Consider the following 15910-nt stretch of genomic DNA (forward strand, 5'->3'; position numbering starts at 1 on the left):
ACACGATGGACGCGCAAGCCTGCATCGCGGCCGGGCTGGCCGCTTCCGATGGCAAGTTGACTGAGGGCGAGTTGCGCCAGGTCCTGGACGGGATGGAGACGCGCCGCAAGGCGCTGGCCGCCGAGGGCAACCTTGCGGGCCTGAATGAGACCCTGCGCGCCCGACTGGCGGAAGATGCCGAGTGGAAGCGGACGCAGGCCGCCATCCTGCGCCGGCAAGCGGCACAGAATGCCGTCGTGCGGGACCGGCGCAGCGCCCACATGGCGGAGCTTGTGGGCCAAGGCCTGAGCCGCCCGGACGCGCTGCTTGCGATGATCCAGGGGACACAGCAGGGCGTGCGCCAGGGGCGGTACAGCGCCGCCGCGACCGTCCAGGCATGGGACAACCGCCTTGTAGGCGGGATGATCGCTGAGGCGTTCGAGCGGGATCCGGCGCTGCTGGCCATGGTCGATGATCCGGCGTTCAACCGCGACGTGATCCGGGAGCTTCACGAGCTCAAGGAAGGCGGCCAGCCGGGCGCCTCGCAGAACCGCCAGGCGAAGGCGCTGGCGGAAGCCCTGGCCCCTTGGTTCGAGGCATCGCGGATCGAAGCCAACCGGCGCGGCGCCTTCATCGCCAAGATGGAGGGATGGAGCCCGCAAAGCCACGATGCCACGAAGCTGATAAAGGCAGGGGAAGCCGCCTGGCTGTCCCGCATCATGCCGCTGCTGGACGTGCGCAAGACCTTCGGCGATGCCGACGCCAATCGCGTGCGCGAGATCCTCAGCGACATCTACTTGACCGTGACGACGGGCCTGGACAACGGCCTGACGCCCGGCCGCACGGGCAATTTCGCGGCCCCGTCCAGTCTGGGCAAGACGCTGAGCCAGGCCCGGGAACTGCACTTCCGGGACGCTGAGGCGCAATGGTCCTACCTGCAGGACTTCGGCCGCGGCGGGATCTTCTACGCGGCGATCGAACATCAGCACCGCATGGCCAGCGCCATTGGCCGGATGGAGTTCTTTGGCCCCAACCCGGAAGTGATGTTCCGCAGCATCGCGGCGGAAGCGCAGCAGGCGATCCGGAATGACGCCAGCCTGTCCCCGGCGCAGCGGGAACGCCAGGTCCGCCGGCTGGACCTGCGCAGCGATAGCGTGGTGGCGCAGTCCTTCCGGGAGCTTGAAGGCTTCACGCGCGGCGCCGGGAACGTGACGGCCGCCCGGGTCGCGGGAGGTGTCCGCAATCTGTCGCTGCTGGCCAAGTTCGGCGGCGCGATCCTGTCCGCCGTGCCCACGGATCCACTCATCAGCGCGGCCGCCGGCGCCTTCCGCGGGTCCGGCTTCACGCGCACGCTGGCCCGCCAGGTCGCGGGCCTGCTGGACGGCCGGCCGAAGGCGGAACAGCGTCGGCTCACGTTCCTGCTGGGCGAAGGCTATCAGGGCCTGATCGAACACATTGCGGGAAGCGTCTATGCGCTGGACGGGCCGCTAGGCTACCTGTCGGGCCTGACGAACAAGCTGTTCAAGTGGCAAGGGGCCGTTTGGTGGGATGACGTTCTGCGCGGCTCCAATGCCCGCATGGTGGCGGCGGAGCTGGGCGACCACGCGGCCAGGACGTGGCAGTTCATGCCGGCCCGCTTCCGCCATGTCCTGGAGGTGAACGGCATCACGGCCGACAAGTGGGAGGTGCTGCGCCAAGCCCGGACGTCGATCGAGGGCCGCACGTACCTGACCTATGACGCGGTGGCGGACCTGCCTGACGATGCCGTTGCGCCGCTGATCGCGGGCCGGCTGGCGGCCGTGGCGGAGACGATCAAGGGGAAGGACCGGGATGCGCGCTTGGCGGATACGCGGGCCCGCCTGATCGATGAAGCCCGCCGCGGCCTGGCCCTGGACGTTCAGCGCTTCGTGGCGGACGAAGTGAATTTCTCCCACCTGCGGCCGGACGTGGCCACGCGCCGTCTGACTTTGGGCGGGACGCAGGGCGGGACCATATCGGGGGAGCTCCGCCGGTTTCTGGCCAGCGGCAAAGGCTTCACGATCAGCTTCACGCAACGCGCGATCGGCCGCGCCTTGTTCGGGCACAGCGGCGCCACCAAGGGCGCCCGCCTTGTCGCGGGCGTGCCGCACCTGGGCAAGCTGATCGCGGCCATGGCGGTTGGCGGCTACGCGGCCATGACGCTGAAGGACCTTGTGAAGGGAAGATGGCCGCCGCGGGACATCTCGGACCCGGCCGTGATCGCTGCAGCGATCCAGCAGGGCGGCGGCCTGGGGATCTATGGGGACTTCCTGTTCAGCGAAGCCAGCCGCACGGGGTCGACGCTGCTGGGCGTGATCGGCGGGCCGTCGATCGGGACAGCCGAGGAACTGCACCGGGCCTATATCGAGGCGCGGGACGGCAACCCGAAGCCGCTGCGCATGCTGAACGCCGCGATCAACAACACGCCCTTCCTGAACCTGTGGTACCTGCGGCCGGCGCTGGACGTGCTGGTATTGAACAGCCTGCGCGAGGCGGCCGGCCCCGGCTACCTGCGCCGCCAGGAACGCACCATCCGCAAGGAATACGGGCAGGAGTTCTATCTGCCGCGCGAAGCTTTTTGATCCTTGGCAAATTCGCGCATCAGCTTCCTAAGGCTCCGAAGCGCAGGGCTGTTTCCGAATCGCCGTGTGCCGCAAGCTGTCCTAGCATAGGCGTCTCGCACAGGCCGTGTGGGATCAAGGCCCGTTGGGTCGAAATAGACTGTGATTGAAGACCTCGGTTCGAGGCGCTGAGGTAGCCGAGTTCTATCAAGTGTCGTGTGATCGATTACGGCGGCCCTTTCTGTGGCCCACCATCCAGAAAGTCGGAAACCAACTTCATCGATCGTTACAGGAAATACGCTGAAGTTTATGACTTCGATGCAGAACATTTGTGATTGACCGTCGAGACTGTACGCAAATTTCGGCGTGACCTTCAGTCTGACCTTCCTTTGGCTGATCGAAGCCCATGTATTCATGACGCCTAGGACGGCGCCTAGGACAGCGATAGCGAATAGGACGACATCCTTCAGAATAGCGAAATCTACGTTGGGCATATCACAACATGGTGAGAAAAACTCACCACCTATGGTGCATTCTGGATCGACCTATAACACGCCACAAAAGTAAGGTCTAACATCCGCCCGCGTTCGGCTCACTCTGACGGCATCCCATCCGGATAACAGAGGAACCGACAATGACCAATATCGACACCTTGGAAGCCCAGGCCCGGGCCGGGGACCTGGACGCCTGGCGCCGCTGGCTGACCGCAATCGCTGAGAGCGGGCGGAGCCTGGACGATAACGACCTAGTGGACCTGCTGAGCGACGTGGAGAGCGCCGTTGGCGAGGCGCACATTGAGCGTGTGGCGGCGGAACAACCCTTCGTCGCCTTCCTGGTCGCCAATGCCGGCGGCCACACGCTTTCCCGACCGGAAGACATGGTGGCCGACTACCTCAGGCGCCGTCTGGACCTGCGGCCGGACGTGCGGGCCTTCCTGGAATTGGACGCATCCCACCCCTGGCCGGGGGAAGGGTATATGCACAAGGCTTGACGCGTGAAAAAAATCGCACAATGATATGCATACACGGAAAACGACCCGAGGTTATGCATACCATGCCCCGCGTTACGCTTTACGTGCCCGATGACCTGAAGGCACGCATGGACGATGTCGGAGAAGCGGCAAACTGGTCCGCCATCGCTCAGCGTGCCTTCAGGGAAACGGTTCTCACCCTGGCTACAAGGAAAGATCCGAACATGACCAATGTGATTGAACGCCTGCGCGCCAGCAAGGCCCGCGCGACCACTGAAGCATTTGAAGCCGGCCAAGCATGCGGCCGGCGGTGGGCTGAGACGACAGCGGAGTTTGAAGAGCTTGAAGCTTTCGAGCCTTATTCAGAGATCGAATGGGAATGGGAGGGCGGCTTGGAAACGCTCCAAAAGCTGATCGATCCTGACGGCGACATGCACGCGTCCGAATGGCGCGACTTCTGGGAAAAGCACGGCAACGGCCGATCGGAACCAAACGACGCTTTCGCCAACGGCTTCATGGCCGGCGCCGGCGCTTTGTTCGTCGAGGTAGCTGACGAGCTCTAGGCAGCTTGGGTAACGCGCCCGGGTAACGCCCAAGCCGGGCCGCAGCGCCGTTTGTTACCCCAGGCGCTACCCCGGACAAAAGGAAAGGCCGCCCTTGCGAGGCGGCCTTTTCACTTTTCAGCGGCTAAGCTGTTGATTTCGAAGGGTGGCGGGGTGGTGGAGCCAGGCGGAATCGAACCGCCGACCTCTTGAATGCCATTCAAGCGCTCTCCCAACTGAGCTATGGCCCCGGAAGTGCACCCTTCGTCCCCGATGAACCTTGGGGGATTTCTCCCCCCTTGGGCTCGGGGCGCGAACCATATGCGCGCCCGAACCGGGGTTCAACAGGAAAAATTCACGCCCTTGAAATTTCCTGCCGGCCCTGGAAAACCGCGATCCTCAGCGGTCGTCGTCGTCGACGCCGGTGTCGACGACGTCGTCCAGGTCGTCATCCAGATCGGTTTCCTCGATCAGGGTATCGTCGTCGTCCGTGTCGAGCAGATCGTCGTCGGCGTCCTCGACATCATCGACCTCGTCGGCGCCGTCCTCGGCGTCGTCGCTGTCGTCATCGTCGTCGGCCTTCTCGATCGCGTCGACCTCGTCGATCTCCTCGACCTCGTCCTCGACGCCCTCGTCCTCTTCGTCCGAGGCGTCCTCGTCCGCCTCGTCCTCGGGGATCTCGTCGTCCTCGTCCCCGGTGCGCACCTTGGCCGCGCTCTTGGCGCGGCTGGGGCGGGTCTCGGGACGCGCGCGGCGGACCTTGGCCGCGGCCTCGGGCTCGAACACCGCACCGCATTTGGGGCAGATGATCGGGTCGCGCCGCATGTCATAGAATGCCGCGCTGCAGGTCAGGCACCGCCTCTTGGTGCCCCATTCGGGCTTGGCCACGTGCAGTTGACCCGTAGCTGATCAGATGAGGGCGGGGTTCTGCCACGCGTCCGGCGGCCCTGTCAAAAGCAAAATCACCATGCTAAGCACCGCCGCCAGCAGATCCTTGTCCAGAACCGGCGTGTCCACGTGTCCCATTCCCCTGCGCCCCCAGACGTTCCAGGCCGCCTGACGGCCGCCGCGGGCCGCCCGCTGGAGGGTCGGATCACCGTCCCCGGCGACAAGTCGATTTCGCACCGTGCCCTGATGCTGGCGGCCCTGGCGGTCGGCCGCACCGGGGTCGAGGGCCTGCTGGAGGGGGAGGACGTGCTGCGCACCGCCGCCGCCATGCGGGCGCTGGGCGCCCGGGTGGAACGGCTGGGCCCCGGCACCTGGCAGGTCGATGGCGTCGGCCTGGGCGGCCTGGCCGAGCCTGAGGACGTGCTCGACATGGGGAATGCGGGCACCGGCTCGCGCCTGCTGATGGGCATCCTGGCGGGCCATGACCTGACCGCCTTCCTGACCGGCGACGCCTCGCTGCGGCGTCGCCCGATGAACCGGGTGATGGCGCCGCTGGCCCAGATGGGTGCCACCTTTGCCGCCCGCTCCGGCGGGCGCCTGCCGCTGATGGTGCAGGGCGCAAGCCCGCCCATGCCGATCACCTACCGCCTGCCCGTCGCCTCCGCCCAGGTGAAGTCGGCGGTCCTGTTCGCGGGGCTTTCAGCCCCCGGCACCACGACCGTGATCGAGCCCGAGCCGACGCGCGACCATTCCGAGCGCATGCTGCGCCATTTCGGGGCCCGCATCGCGGTGGAGGACCGGACCGACGGTCGCCACGTCGTCCTGACCGGGCAGCCCGAACTGGTGGCGGGCGACCTGGTCGTGCCGGGCGATCCGTCGTCCGCCGCGTTCCCCGTCGTCGCGGCCCTGCTGGTGCCGGGGTCCGAGGTGACGGTGGCCCGCGTCGGGACCAACGACCTGCGCTGCGGCCTCTACACCACCTTGCGCGAGATGGGCGCCGACCTGGCCTTTGTCGATCCGCGCGAGGAGGGGGGCGAGCCCATCGCCGACCTGGTCGTCCGCGCCAGCCGCCTGAAGGGCGTGGAGGTGCCGCCGGACCGCGCGCCCGCCATGATCGACGAATACCCTGTCCTGGCCGTCGCCGCCGCCTTTGCGGAAGGGACCACCGTGATGCGCGGCCTGGGCGAGCTGAAGGTCAAGGAAAGCGACCGCCTGGCCGCCACCGCCCGCGGCCTGGTCGCCTGCGGGGTGAAGGTGGAGGTGGGCGACGACTGGCTCATCGTGCACGGCCAGGAACGGGTGCCCGGCGGCGCCCTGGTCGAGACAGAGATGGATCACCGCATCGCCATGGCGTTCCTGGTCATGGGCCTGGCCGCCCAGCAGCCGGTCGCCATCGACGACGACGCCATGATCGCCACCAGCTTTCCCGCCTTCACCGACCTGATGCGCGGCCTGGGCGCCGACCTGCGCCGGGTGTGAGGACCCAGCCGATGCCGGAGGCCCGCCGGATGGTGATCGCGGTCGACGGTCCGGCCGCATCGGGCAAGGGCACGCTGGCCCGCCGCCTGGCGCAGGCGCTGGGCTTTGCCTATCTCGACACGGGCAAGCTCTATCGCGCCGTGGCCTTTGCCCTGATGCGCGACGGGGCGGCGATCGAGCCGGCCGCCGCCGCAGCCGCCGCCCGGGCGCTCAACCCCGCCCTGCTCGCAGCACCCGACCTGCTGGACGAGGCGGTGGGCGAGATGGCCAGCCGCGTCGCGGCCATGCCGGAGGTGCGCGCCGCCCTGCTCGCCTTCCAGCAGGACTTCGCGGCCCGCCCGCCGCCGCCGGCCCGCGGCGCCGTGCTCGACGGGCGCGACATCGGCACTGTTGTCTGCCCCGACGCGGCGGTGAAGCTGTTCGTCACCGCCAGCCTGGATGCCCGCGCCCGGCGCCGCTTCGCCGAACTGGCGGCGCGCGGCGGTGCTGTCACCCTGGAGGGGATCCGGGCAGACCTGGCCCGGCGCGACGCCCGCGACAGCGGCCGTGCGGCGGCGCCGCTGGCCCTGGCGGACGGCGCGCACTTGCTCGATACGACCGATCTCGGTATAGAAGAGGCCTTCGCTGCCGCGAAGGCCCTTATCCCCAGGGAATAGGATCCCGCACCGTCACCCCCGCCAAGGCGGGATGGGACGGGTGCGTTTTTTCGCATTCGTGAAGACCGCCGGATGCAACCGGTAGGCCCGCATCGTCGATCAGGAGTGTGCATGAGCCGTACAGCCGAACTGCCCGATACCCGCGAATCCTTTGCCGCCATGCTGGACGAAGCCTTCGGCTCCGCCAACTCGCTCGAAGGCACCGTCGTCGAGGGCACCGTCATTGCCATCGAGAACGACATGGCCGTGATCGACGTGGGCCTGAAGGCCGAGGGCCGGGTGGCGCTGAAGGAATTCTCGGTCGGCGGTGGCCGCTCGGAGCTTCAGATCGGCGACCTGGTCGAGGTGTTCCTGGACCGTCTTGAGAACGCCAATGGCGAAGCGGTGCTGAGCCGCGAGAAGGCCCGCCGGGAAGAGGCGTGGTCCGTCCTGGAGCGCGCGTTCGAGAACAACCAGCGCGTCGAAGGCGTGATCTTCGGCCGGGTCAAGGGCGGCTTTACCGTCGACCTGTCGGGCGCCGTGGCGTTCCTTCCGGGCAGCCAGGTGGACGTGCGTCCGGTGCGTGACATCACCCCCCTGCTCAACGTGCCGCAGCCCTTCCAGATCCTGAAGATGGACCGCCGCCGCGGCAACATCGTCGTCTCGCGCCGTGCGGTGCTTGAGGAGACGCGCGCCGAGGCCCGCTCCGAACTGGTCGCCAACCTGAAGGAAGGCCAGATCCTGGACGGCGTGGTGAAGAACATCACCGACTACGGCGCGTTCGTGGACCTGGGCGGCGTCGACGGCCTGCTGCACGTGACCGACATCGCGTGGCGCCGCGTCAATCATCCGTCCGAGGCCCTGAACATCGGCCAGACGGTGCGCGTGCAGGTCATCCGCGTGAACCCGGAGACGCAGCGCATCTCGCTCGGCATGAAGCAGCTGCTGGCCGATCCCTGGGACGGCGTCTCGGCCAAGTACCCGGTCGGCGTCAAGTTCCATGGCCGCGTGACCAACATCACCGACTACGGCGCGTTCGTCGAGCTGGAGCCGGGCGTCGAGGGCCTGGTCCACGTCTCCGAGATGAGCTGGACCAAGAAGAACGTCCACCCGGGCAAGATCGTCTCGACCAGCCAGGAGGTCGAGGTGATGGTGCTGGAAGTCGACGCCAACAAGCGTCGCATCAGCCTGGGCCTGAAGCAGTGCCTGGACAATCCGTGGCAGGCCTTCTCCGTCACCCATCCGCCCGAGACGATCGTCGAAGGCGAGATCAAGAACATCACCGAGTTCGGCCTGTTCGTGGGCCTGGACGCCGGCGTGGACGGCATGGTCCACCTGTCGGACCTCGACTGGCACCGCCCTGGCGAGGAAGCGATCCAGGAGTTCAAGAAGGGCGACGTGGTCAAGGCCATGGTTCTCGACGTCGACGTCGAGAAGGAGCGCATCAGCCTGGGCATCAAGCAGCTGGGCAGCGATCCGTTCGCCAAGGTTGCCGACATGAAGAAGGGCGACACCGTCACCTGCACCGTCACGCAGATCACGGAGTCGGGGATCGAGGTGCAGGTCGGCGAGGAAGGGGCCAAGGGCTTCATCCGCAAGGGCGACCTGGCCCGCGACCGGCAGGACCAGCGGCCCGAGCGCTTCGCGGTGGGCGACAAGATCGACGCCCGCGTCACCAACGTGGACCGTGCGACCCGTCGCATCAGCCTGTCGATCAAGGCGCGCGAGATCGCCGACGAGAAGGAAGCGGTCGCGACCTATGGCTCGTCCGACTCGGGCGCCAGCCTGGGCGACATCCTGGGTGCCGCCATGCGTAAGGCCCGCGAGGGCCAGGACCGCGAGTAGTCGCGGTCCGGCGGGCCGGCCGCTGCTGACGGGATCGGGTCATGGCCTTTGATGCCGATGCGGCGCTGGAACGGCGCCGCCTCCGGCGCAGTCGCGGCCGCTGGCGCCTTCTGGCGGTGGCGGCCGTCGGCCTCGCGCTGGTCGCAGGCAGTGCCCGCCTCGTCGGTGGCTCCGACCACATTGCCCGGATCAAGGTCGAAGGCCTGATCACGGACGATGCGAAGCTGGTCAAGGCGATCACCGACGTGGCCGACGATCCGACGGCCAAGGCGCTGATCCTGCAGATCGACTCCGGCGGCGGCACGACCGTCGGGGGCGAGGTGCTGTTCAACGCCGTGCGGACGGTGGCCGCCGAGAAGCCCGTGGTCAGCCTGATCGGGGGCACCGGTGCCTCCGCCGCCTACCTGATCGCGATCGCCGGCGACCACGTGCTGGTGCGCGAAACCTCGATCACCGGCTCGATCGGCGTGCTGTTCCAGCAGCCCGACGTGCACGAGTTGCTGGCCGGCCTGGGCATCGAGATGCGGGAGGTGAAGTCTTCGCCCCTCAAGGCGGCGCCCTCGCCCTTCCAGCCCTGGGACCCGGCGGCGGAAGCGGTGCTGCGCGGCCTGATCGACGACACCTATGGCTGGTTCCGGGCCAAGGTCGCCGACCGCCGCAAGCTTGACGGCGCCAGGCTGGACCAGCTGGCCAATGGCCAGATCTTCACCGGCCGCCAGGCCGTCGCCAATGGCCTGGTCGATGCGATCGGCGGCGAGGACGAGGCCAAGGCCTGGCTGGAGGCCGAGCGCGACCTGCCGGCCGACCTGCCCGTGCGCTCCGCCGACCCTAAGCAGGACACCGTCGACTGGCTTAGCGCGGTGGGTGCGGCGTCGATCCAGAAAGCTGTTTTGGACGAATGGCTTACGCTTGACGGACTGCGTTCGGTTTGGCAGCGTTGACGACCAATCCCGGTGGGGGGTCGTCTGGGTCATGATCAAGTCGGAACTCGTCGCAAGGCTGGCGGCTGCCCATCCCCATTTGCTGCAGCGCGATGCCGAGCGCATCGTCTCCACCGTCTTTGACGAGATCAGCGAGGCACTGGCCCGCGGCGACCGGGTCGAGTTGCGCGGCTTCGGCGCCTTTTCGGTCAAGCGTCGCCCCGCCCGCACCGGCCGCAATCCCCGCACCGGCGATTCGGTCGAGGTTTCGGAAAAGGCCGTGCCCTTCTTCAAGACGGGCAAGGAACTGCGCCAGAAGCTGAACGTGGGCGACGACATGACCGACGACGGCGACGGCAATGGCGAGGATTGAGCGCGCATGCGCATCCTGACCTGGTTCATCGTGCCGCCCGCGATCGTCGCGGGCATCGTGCTGGCGATCGCCAACCGCACACCCACCACCTTCAGCATCGACCCCTTCGCGCCTGGCAGTGCCGCCTGGTCCGTGACGGTGCCGCTCTACCTGATCATTTTCGGCGCGGTCCTGGTCGGCATCGTGCTTGGCGGCACGGCCTCCCTCTTCGCCCGGGCGCGCGCCAATGCCCATGCCCGCGACGCCCGCATCAAGGCCCAGGTCCTGCAACGCGAACTGAACCGGGCCGCGCCGCCGGCCGCGGCCCCCACGACCCTGCCCGCCGTGCGCACCTGACCCCCGTCGGACCTGCTGGTTTCCTGCGCCCGGACGTCTATAAAGACCGCGTGTCCACAGGGCGGCCCGTCGGCGCAGGTCCTGGACAGCCATATTCCCGCTCGTCCCCGCGAAAGCGGGGATCCAGGGCCCAGGGCATCGGTCCATGCTGCCCCTGGCTTCCCGCTCCTGCGGGGACGAGCGGTAGCAAGAGCAACAGGCCGTGGTCATGGTCGATGTGAAGATCTGCGGGCTCAACGACGCCGCTTCGGTCCGGGCTGCCGTCCAGGGTGGCGCCCGCTGGCTGGGCTTCGTCTTCTATCCGCCCTCGCCCCGCGCCGTGACCCCGGCCCAGGTGGCCGGCCTGCTGGGCGAGGTGCCGACGGGGATCACGCCGGTGGCCCTGACCGTTGATGCCAGCGATGCCGAACTCGACGCGATCCTGGAGCACGCGCCCGTGACCCTGCTGCAGCTCCACGGCCGCGAGACGCCGGAGCGCGTGGCGGCGGTGAAGGCCCGCTTCGGCCTGCCGGTGATGAAGGCGGTGCATATTGGCGATGCGGCGGACGTCGCCGCCGCTGCCGCCTATGACGGCGTGGCCGACATGCTGCTGCTGGATGCGAAGCCGCCCAAGGGGGCAACACTTCCGGGGGGCAATGGCACGGCGTTCGACTGGCCGCTGCTGGCCGATGCGCCTTTTGCCCGGCCCTGGCTGCTGGCCGGCGGCCTGCATGCGGGCAATCTGGCCCAGGCGGTTGCCGAAAGCGGCGCGCACGCTGTTGACGTCTCGTCCGGCATCGAACATGAACCGGGTCGCAAGGACCCGCAGAAGATCGCAGACTTCCTGGCCCTGGCCCGCACGCTGGCGCGTGACGCAGGGGCGCCGACGTGATGGGCAATGACCTGATGGACCGACCGAATTCCTTCCGCTCCGGCCCCGACGAGGGCGGCCGCTTCGGGCTCTATGGCGGGCGTTTCGTGGCCGAGACGCTGATGCCGCTGATCCTGGACCTTGAGCAGGCCTATACCGCGGCCCGCAATGACCCCAGCTATTTCAACATGCTGGACGAATTCCACCGCGACTATATCGGCCGGCCCAGCCCGATGTACTTCGCCGAACGCCTGACCCAGCATTTCGGCGGCGCCAAGATCTACTTCAAGCGCGACGAGCTGAACCACACGGGCAGCCACAAGATCAACAATTGCATGGGCCAGATCCTGCTGGCCCTGCGCATGGGCAAGAAGCGGATCATCGCCGAGACGGGCGCCGGCCAGCACGGCGTGGCGACGGCGACGGTGGCGGCGCGCTTCGGCCTGCCCTGCACGGTCTACATGGGCGCCGTCGATATCGACCGCCAGGCGCCCAATGTCTTCCGCATGAAGCTGCTGGGGGCCGAGGTCGTGCCCGTCACCTCCGGCAGCCGCACGCTGAAGGATGCGATGAACGAGGCCCTGCGCGACTGGGTCACGCGCGTCGACGAGACGTTCTACATCATCGGCACGGTCGCAGGTCCCCACCCCTATCCCGCCATGGTGCGCGACTTCCAGTCGATCATCGGGCGCGAGGCCCGGGCCCAGATGCTGGAGCGGGAAGGCCGCCTGCCCGACGCGCTGGTGGCGGCGATCGGGGGCGGCTCCAATGCCATGGGCCTGTTCCATCCCTTCCTGGACGACACGTCCGTGCAGATCTATGGGGTGGAGGCCGCAGGTCGCGGCATCGACACGGGCGAGCATGCCGCCTCGCTCAGCGCCGGCCAGCCGGGCGTGCTGCACGGCAACCGGACCTATCTGCTTCAGGACGAGGACGGGCAGATCAAGGACGCGCACTCCATATCGGCCGGCCTCGACTATCCCGGGATCGGCCCGGAACATGCCTGGCTCAATGATATCGGCCGCGTGAAATACGTCTCCGCCACCGATCAGGAGGCGCTGGACGCGTTCCAGCTGTGCTGCCAGCTGGAAGGCATCATCCCCGCGCTGGAGCCGTCGCACGCCCTGGCCCAAGTCGCCAAGATGGCGCCGGCCATGGACCGCGACCAGATCATCGTCATGAATCTGTGCGGCCGCGGCGACAAGGACGTCTTCACCGTCGCCCATGCGCTGGGGGTGAAGCTGTGAGCCGCATCGCCGCGCGCTTCGCGAAGCTGAAGCAGGAAGGCCGCGCCGGCCTGGTTACCTTCGTCATGTCGGGCGATCCGACGCCCGCGGATTCGACCGCGCTGGTCAACGGCCTGGCCCGCGCGGGCGCCGACCTGATCGAGCTCGGCATGCCCTTCACCGATCCCATGGCCGACGGCCCGGCGATCCAGGCGGCGGGCCTGCGCGCGCTGAAGGCCGGCGCCACGCTGCGCAAGACGCTGGACCAGGTCCGCGCCTTCCGTGTGGTGGACCAGGACACGCCCATCGTGCTCATGGGCTACTACAACCCGATCTACCGTTATGGGACCGAGGCCTTCGTGGCCGCCGCGCGGGAAGCTGGGGTGGACGGCCTGATCGTCGTCGACCTGCCGCCGGAGGAGGATGCCGAGCTGTGCCTGCCGGCGCGTGCCGGGGGCCTGGACTTCATCCGCCTAGCGACGCCGACGACGGATGACAAGCGCCTGCCCACGGTGCTGCGGAACACGTCCGGGTTCATCTACTATGTCTCGATCACCGGCATCACCGGCTCCGGCAGCGCGGACGCGGACAGCGTGGCCGCGGCGGTGGGCCGGCTGAAGGCGCATACCGACCTGCCCGTCGCCGTCGGCTTCGGGATCAAGACGCCGGACCAGGCGCGCGCGACCGCGGCGCATGCCGACGCCGCCGTGGTGGGCAGCGCCCTGATCGACCATATCGCCGCCAATCTGGGTCCGGATGGCGGCGCCACGCCCGCCATGACGGAGGCCGCCTGGGCCTTTGTCCGGTCGCTGGCCGAAGGCGTGCGGGCGTCACGAAAGGGTTGAGTTCATGGCGAATTGGCTGACCGACTATGTCCGTCCGGGCATCCGCTCCCTGTTCGGCAGGAAGGAAACGCCGGACAACCTGTGGACCAAGTGCCCGTCCTGCGGGCAGATGATCTTCCACCGTGAGTACAAGGACGCCCTGTTCGTGTGCGAGGCCTGCGGCCATCATGGCCTGGTCCAGGCGCGCGACCGCCTGGCCCAGCTGCTGGACGCCGGCTATACCGTGCTGCCCGTGCCGGCCGTCGCCGCCGATCCCCTGAAGTTCCGCGACGAGAAGAAATACGTCGACCGCCTGAAGGAGGCGCGGACCAAGACCCAGCTGGACGATGCCGTGCTGACCGGCAGCGGCACGATGGACGGGCAGCCCGCCGTCGTTTCGGTCCAGAGCTTCGCCTTCATGGGCGGCTCCATGGGCATGGCGGTGGGCGAAAGCCTGGTCGGGGCAGCGCAGGAGGCGATCCAGCGCAAGGCCCCGCTGATCGTGCTGACTGCCTCGGGCGGCGCGCGCATGCAGGAAGGCACGCTGTCGCTGATGCAGATGCCCCGCACCACCGTCGCCGTCGAGATGGTGAAGGAGGCGGGCCTGCCCTACATCGTCGTCCTGACCAACCCGACCACGGGCGGTGTCACGGCGTCCTTCGCCATGCTGGGCGACGTCCACCTGGCCGAGCCCAAGGCCCTGATCGGCTTCTCTGGCGCACGCGTGATCGAGCAGACGATCCGCGAGCGCCTGCCCGAGGGCTTCCAGCGGGCGGAGTTCCTGAACGAGCATGGCATGGTCGACCAGGTGGTGCACCGCCATGACCTGAAGCCGACGCTGGTCCGCCTGATCCGCCTGCTGATGCGTCAGGGCCCGACCGACCTGATGATCGTGCCCGAGGCGGACCCCGTCCCCGAACCCGCCGCCCCGGCGAGTTGAGGCCCGGCGGCGCGCCTTGGTCGTTTGGCGTCCCTTCCCCCCTCGCGGGGGAAGGCTAGGATGGGGGCCTCGACGCGCCGCTTGACCTGGACCGTCTGCGCTGGCGTCGACGCCCCCACCCAGCCCTCCCCCGCGGGGGGAGGGAATTCATTGCAGTCTGATCTGAGAGTCCGCCGCCCGTGACCCTCGCCACCGAACCCGCGACGTCGCGCACCAGCGACCATGTCCTGCAGCGGCTCAGCCTGCTGCATCCGAAGCTGATCGACCTCTCGCTTGGGCGGATGGAGCGCCTGCTGGCGGCCCTGGGCCATCCGGAGCGCCGCCTGCCGCCCGTGGTCCACGTTGCCGGGACCAATGGCAAGGGCTCGGTCGTTGCCACGCTGCGCGCCATGGCCGAGGCGGCGGGCCAGCGCGTCCACGTCTACACCTCCCCCCACCTCGTGCGCTTTCACGAGCGCATCCGCCTGGCGGGCACGCTGATCGACGAGACCGCCCTGGCCGCCCTGCTGGACGAGGTGGAGGCCGCCAATGCGGGCGAGCCCATCACCTTCTTCGAGGTGACGACCGCAGCCGCGTTCCTGGCGTACTCCCGCGTGCCGGCCGACCTGCTGCTGCTTGAAGTGGGGCTGGGCGGGCGCCTGGACGCGACCAACGTGGTCGAGCGGCCGGCGGCCTGCATCATCACCTCGGTCTCGATCGACCATGCGGAGTTCCTGGGACCCGATGCCCGCTCCATCGCGTCCGAGAAGGCCGGCATCGCGCGGCCCGGCGTGCCCCTGGTCGTGGCGCCGCAGGCCTTTCCCGAGGCCCTGGCCACCATCCTGGCGCACGCGGACGCCGTCGGCGCACCCGCCTTCGTCGCCGATCGCGACTGGTCGGTCGCAGTGCGCGACGGCCGCCTCTGCTATCGGGACGCAAACGGCCTTGTCGACCTGCCGCAGCCCCGCCTGGTCGGCCGCCACCAGGTGGACAACGCTGGAACGGCCATTGCCTGCGCGCGCCACATTACCGCGCTGGGCCTCGACCAGGCCGCCCTGCGCGCCGGGCTGGAGCGGGTCGACTGGCCGGCGCGGATGCAGCGCCTGGACGGCGGCCGCTTGGCCGCGCTGCTGCCGCCGGGCTGCGCGCTGTGGCTGGACGGTGGCCACAACCCGGCCGCGGGCGAGGCCCTGGCCCAGGTCCTGCGCGGCCTGGAGGCCGGCCCCACGGCCATGGTGGTGGCGATGCTGGCGACCAAGGACGTCGCCGGTTTCCTGGCGCCCTTCGCGGCACTGGGCGACCTGGCCCCCCAGCTTGTCGCCATCGACCTGCCCGGCGACCACGCGACCACGCCGGCGGCGACCATCGCCGCCCACGCCACCGCCCTGGGCCTGGCCGCCACGACCGCCGCAGACCTTCCCGCCGCCCTGCGCGCAGCCGGCGCCCGGGCCGGCGCGGGCGGGCGCGTCCTCATCGCCGGGTCCCTCTATCTCGCCGGCCATGCCCTTGCCCTGAACGGCTGAGCGTCCGGTCCGGGCGGCAAGG

Annotated in this window: 15 protein-coding genes and 1 tRNA gene; 14 read left to right on the plus strand and 2 right to left on the minus strand. The window is 68.7% G+C overall.

All coding sequences use genetic code 11. The features are described 5' to 3' along the window. Positions 1-5 precede the first annotated feature (5 nt). The 3 genes from ACI6GS_RS04320 (at position 6) to ACI6GS_RS04330 (ending at position 4091) form a co-directional block, all read left to right on the plus strand. Positions 6-2579 (plus strand): hypothetical protein, encoded by a 2574-nt coding sequence (locus tag ACI6GS_RS04320; protein WP_439816551.1) that lies wholly within the window; start codon positions 6-8, stop codon positions 2577-2579. A gap of 613 nt (positions 2580-3192) precedes the next feature. Next, positions 3193-3549 carry a hypothetical protein gene (locus ACI6GS_RS04325; protein WP_439816552.1) on the plus strand — a complete coding sequence of 119 codons (357 nt, stop codon included), beginning with the start codon at positions 3193-3195 and terminating at the stop codon, positions 3547-3549. Positions 3550-3656: 107 nt separating this feature from the next. Further along, a complete protein-coding gene (locus tag ACI6GS_RS04330) occupies positions 3657-4091 on the plus strand; it encodes a hypothetical protein (protein ID WP_439816553.1) in 435 nt (144 codons plus the stop codon). A gap of 154 nt (positions 4092-4245) precedes the next feature. On the opposite strand, the gene ACI6GS_RS04335 is transcribed toward ACI6GS_RS04330, so the two are convergent. Both ACI6GS_RS04335 and ACI6GS_RS04340 read right to left on the minus strand, forming a co-directional pair. Next, positions 4246-4321 (minus strand) — tRNA-Ala (locus ACI6GS_RS04335). A 148-nt stretch (positions 4322-4469) separates the two neighbouring features. Continuing rightward, positions 4470-4958, minus strand: coding sequence for a TIGR02300 family protein (locus ACI6GS_RS04340; RefSeq protein WP_439816554.1), 489 nt, complete (start codon positions 4956-4958; stop codon positions 4470-4472). A gap of 129 nt (positions 4959-5087) precedes the next feature. Here ACI6GS_RS04340 and aroA point away from each other — a divergent pair, with 129 nt between their 5' ends. The 11 genes from aroA to ACI6GS_RS04395 all read left to right on the plus strand — a co-directional run bounded on the left by aroA (position 5088) and on the right by ACI6GS_RS04395 (position 15888). After that, positions 5088-6437: a 3-phosphoshikimate 1-carboxyvinyltransferase gene (aroA, locus tag ACI6GS_RS04345; RefSeq protein ID WP_439816555.1), complete on the plus strand. Its 1350-nt coding sequence runs from the start codon at positions 5088-5090 to the stop codon at positions 6435-6437. A gap of 29 nt (positions 6438-6466) precedes the next feature. Beyond that, on the plus strand, positions 6467-7093 hold the full coding sequence (cmk, locus tag ACI6GS_RS04350) for a (d)CMP kinase (RefSeq protein WP_439817930.1): 627 nt from the start codon (positions 6467-6469) through the stop codon (positions 7091-7093). Positions 7094-7204: 111 nt separating this feature from the next. Next, positions 7205-8917, plus strand: a complete 1713-nt coding sequence (gene rpsA, locus ACI6GS_RS04355; RefSeq protein ID WP_439816556.1) for a 30S ribosomal protein S1 — start codon at positions 7205-7207, stop codon at positions 8915-8917. 41 nt (positions 8918-8958) lie between these two features. Then, complete coding sequence (sppA, locus tag ACI6GS_RS04360) at positions 8959-9858, plus strand: signal peptide peptidase SppA (protein WP_439816557.1); 900 nt, start codon at positions 8959-8961, stop codon at positions 9856-9858. Positions 9859-9889: 31 nt separating this feature from the next. Beyond that, positions 9890-10210 carry an integration host factor subunit beta gene (locus ACI6GS_RS04365; protein WP_439816558.1) on the plus strand — a complete coding sequence of 107 codons (321 nt, stop codon included), beginning with the start codon at positions 9890-9892 and terminating at the stop codon, positions 10208-10210. Between the two features lie 6 nt (positions 10211-10216). Further along, the gene (locus tag ACI6GS_RS04370) at positions 10217-10546 is read left to right on the plus strand and encodes a lipopolysaccharide assembly protein LapA domain-containing protein (RefSeq protein WP_439816559.1); all 330 of its coding nucleotides are present in this window, start codon (positions 10217-10219) and stop codon (positions 10544-10546) included. A 208-nt stretch (positions 10547-10754) separates the two neighbouring features. Next, positions 10755-11417 carry a phosphoribosylanthranilate isomerase gene (locus tag ACI6GS_RS04375; protein WP_439816560.1) on the plus strand — a complete coding sequence of 221 codons (663 nt, stop codon included), beginning with the start codon at positions 10755-10757 and terminating at the stop codon, positions 11415-11417. 14 nt (positions 11418-11431) lie between these two features. After that, positions 11432-12643 carry a tryptophan synthase subunit beta gene (gene trpB, locus ACI6GS_RS04380; protein ID WP_439817931.1) on the plus strand — a complete coding sequence of 404 codons (1212 nt, stop codon included), beginning with the start codon at positions 11432-11434 and terminating at the stop codon, positions 12641-12643. Further along, the gene (gene trpA / locus ACI6GS_RS04385) at positions 12640-13467 is read left to right on the plus strand and encodes a tryptophan synthase subunit alpha (protein WP_439816561.1); all 828 of its coding nucleotides are present in this window, start codon (positions 12640-12642) and stop codon (positions 13465-13467) included. The genes trpB and trpA overlap by 4 nt, the downstream gene beginning before the upstream one ends. Positions 13468-13471: 4 nt before the next feature. Next, positions 13472-14386, plus strand: a complete 915-nt coding sequence (accD, locus tag ACI6GS_RS04390; protein ID WP_439816562.1) for an acetyl-CoA carboxylase, carboxyltransferase subunit beta — start codon at positions 13472-13474, stop codon at positions 14384-14386. A 179-nt stretch (positions 14387-14565) separates the two neighbouring features. Beyond that, on the plus strand, positions 14566-15888 hold the full coding sequence (locus tag ACI6GS_RS04395; protein WP_439816563.1) for a bifunctional folylpolyglutamate synthase/dihydrofolate synthase: 1323 nt from the start codon (positions 14566-14568) through the stop codon (positions 15886-15888). Positions 15889-15910 lie beyond the last annotated feature (22 nt).

It is taken from the genome of Zavarzinia sp. CC-PAN008 (assembly GCF_051903925.1).
Lineage (GTDB): Bacteria > Pseudomonadota > Alphaproteobacteria > Zavarziniales > Zavarziniaceae.

What these genes read in the sequence shown, in the direction of transcription:
- sppA (WP_439816557.1), top strand. Translation starts at nt 8,959, where the DNA reads ATGGCCTTTGATGCCGATGCGGCGCTGGAACGGCGCCGCCTCCGGCGC.
- accD (WP_439816562.1), top strand. Translation starts at nt 13,472, where the DNA reads ATGGCGAATTGGCTGACCGACTATGTCCGTCCGGGCATCCGCTCCCTG.
- ACI6GS_RS04330 (WP_439816553.1), top strand. Translation starts at nt 3,657, where the DNA reads ATGGACGATGTCGGAGAAGCGGCAAACTGGTCCGCCATCGCTCAGCGT.
- ACI6GS_RS04365 (WP_439816558.1), top strand. Translation starts at nt 9,890, where the DNA reads ATGATCAAGTCGGAACTCGTCGCAAGGCTGGCGGCTGCCCATCCCCAT.
- trpB (WP_439817931.1), top strand. Translation starts at nt 11,432, where the DNA reads ATGGACCGACCGAATTCCTTCCGCTCCGGCCCCGACGAGGGCGGCCGC.
- ACI6GS_RS04325 (WP_439816552.1), top strand. Translation starts at nt 3,193, where the DNA reads ATGACCAATATCGACACCTTGGAAGCCCAGGCCCGGGCCGGGGACCTG.
- ACI6GS_RS04370 (WP_439816559.1), top strand. Translation starts at nt 10,217, where the DNA reads ATGCGCATCCTGACCTGGTTCATCGTGCCGCCCGCGATCGTCGCGGGC.
- cmk (WP_439817930.1), top strand. Translation starts at nt 6,467, where the DNA reads ATGGTGATCGCGGTCGACGGTCCGGCCGCATCGGGCAAGGGCACGCTG.
- ACI6GS_RS04320 (WP_439816551.1), top strand. Translation starts at nt 6, where the DNA reads ATGGACGCGCAAGCCTGCATCGCGGCCGGGCTGGCCGCTTCCGATGGC.
- ACI6GS_RS04375 (WP_439816560.1), top strand. Translation starts at nt 10,755, where the DNA reads ATGGTCGATGTGAAGATCTGCGGGCTCAACGACGCCGCTTCGGTCCGG.
- rpsA (WP_439816556.1), top strand. Translation starts at nt 7,205, where the DNA reads ATGAGCCGTACAGCCGAACTGCCCGATACCCGCGAATCCTTTGCCGCC.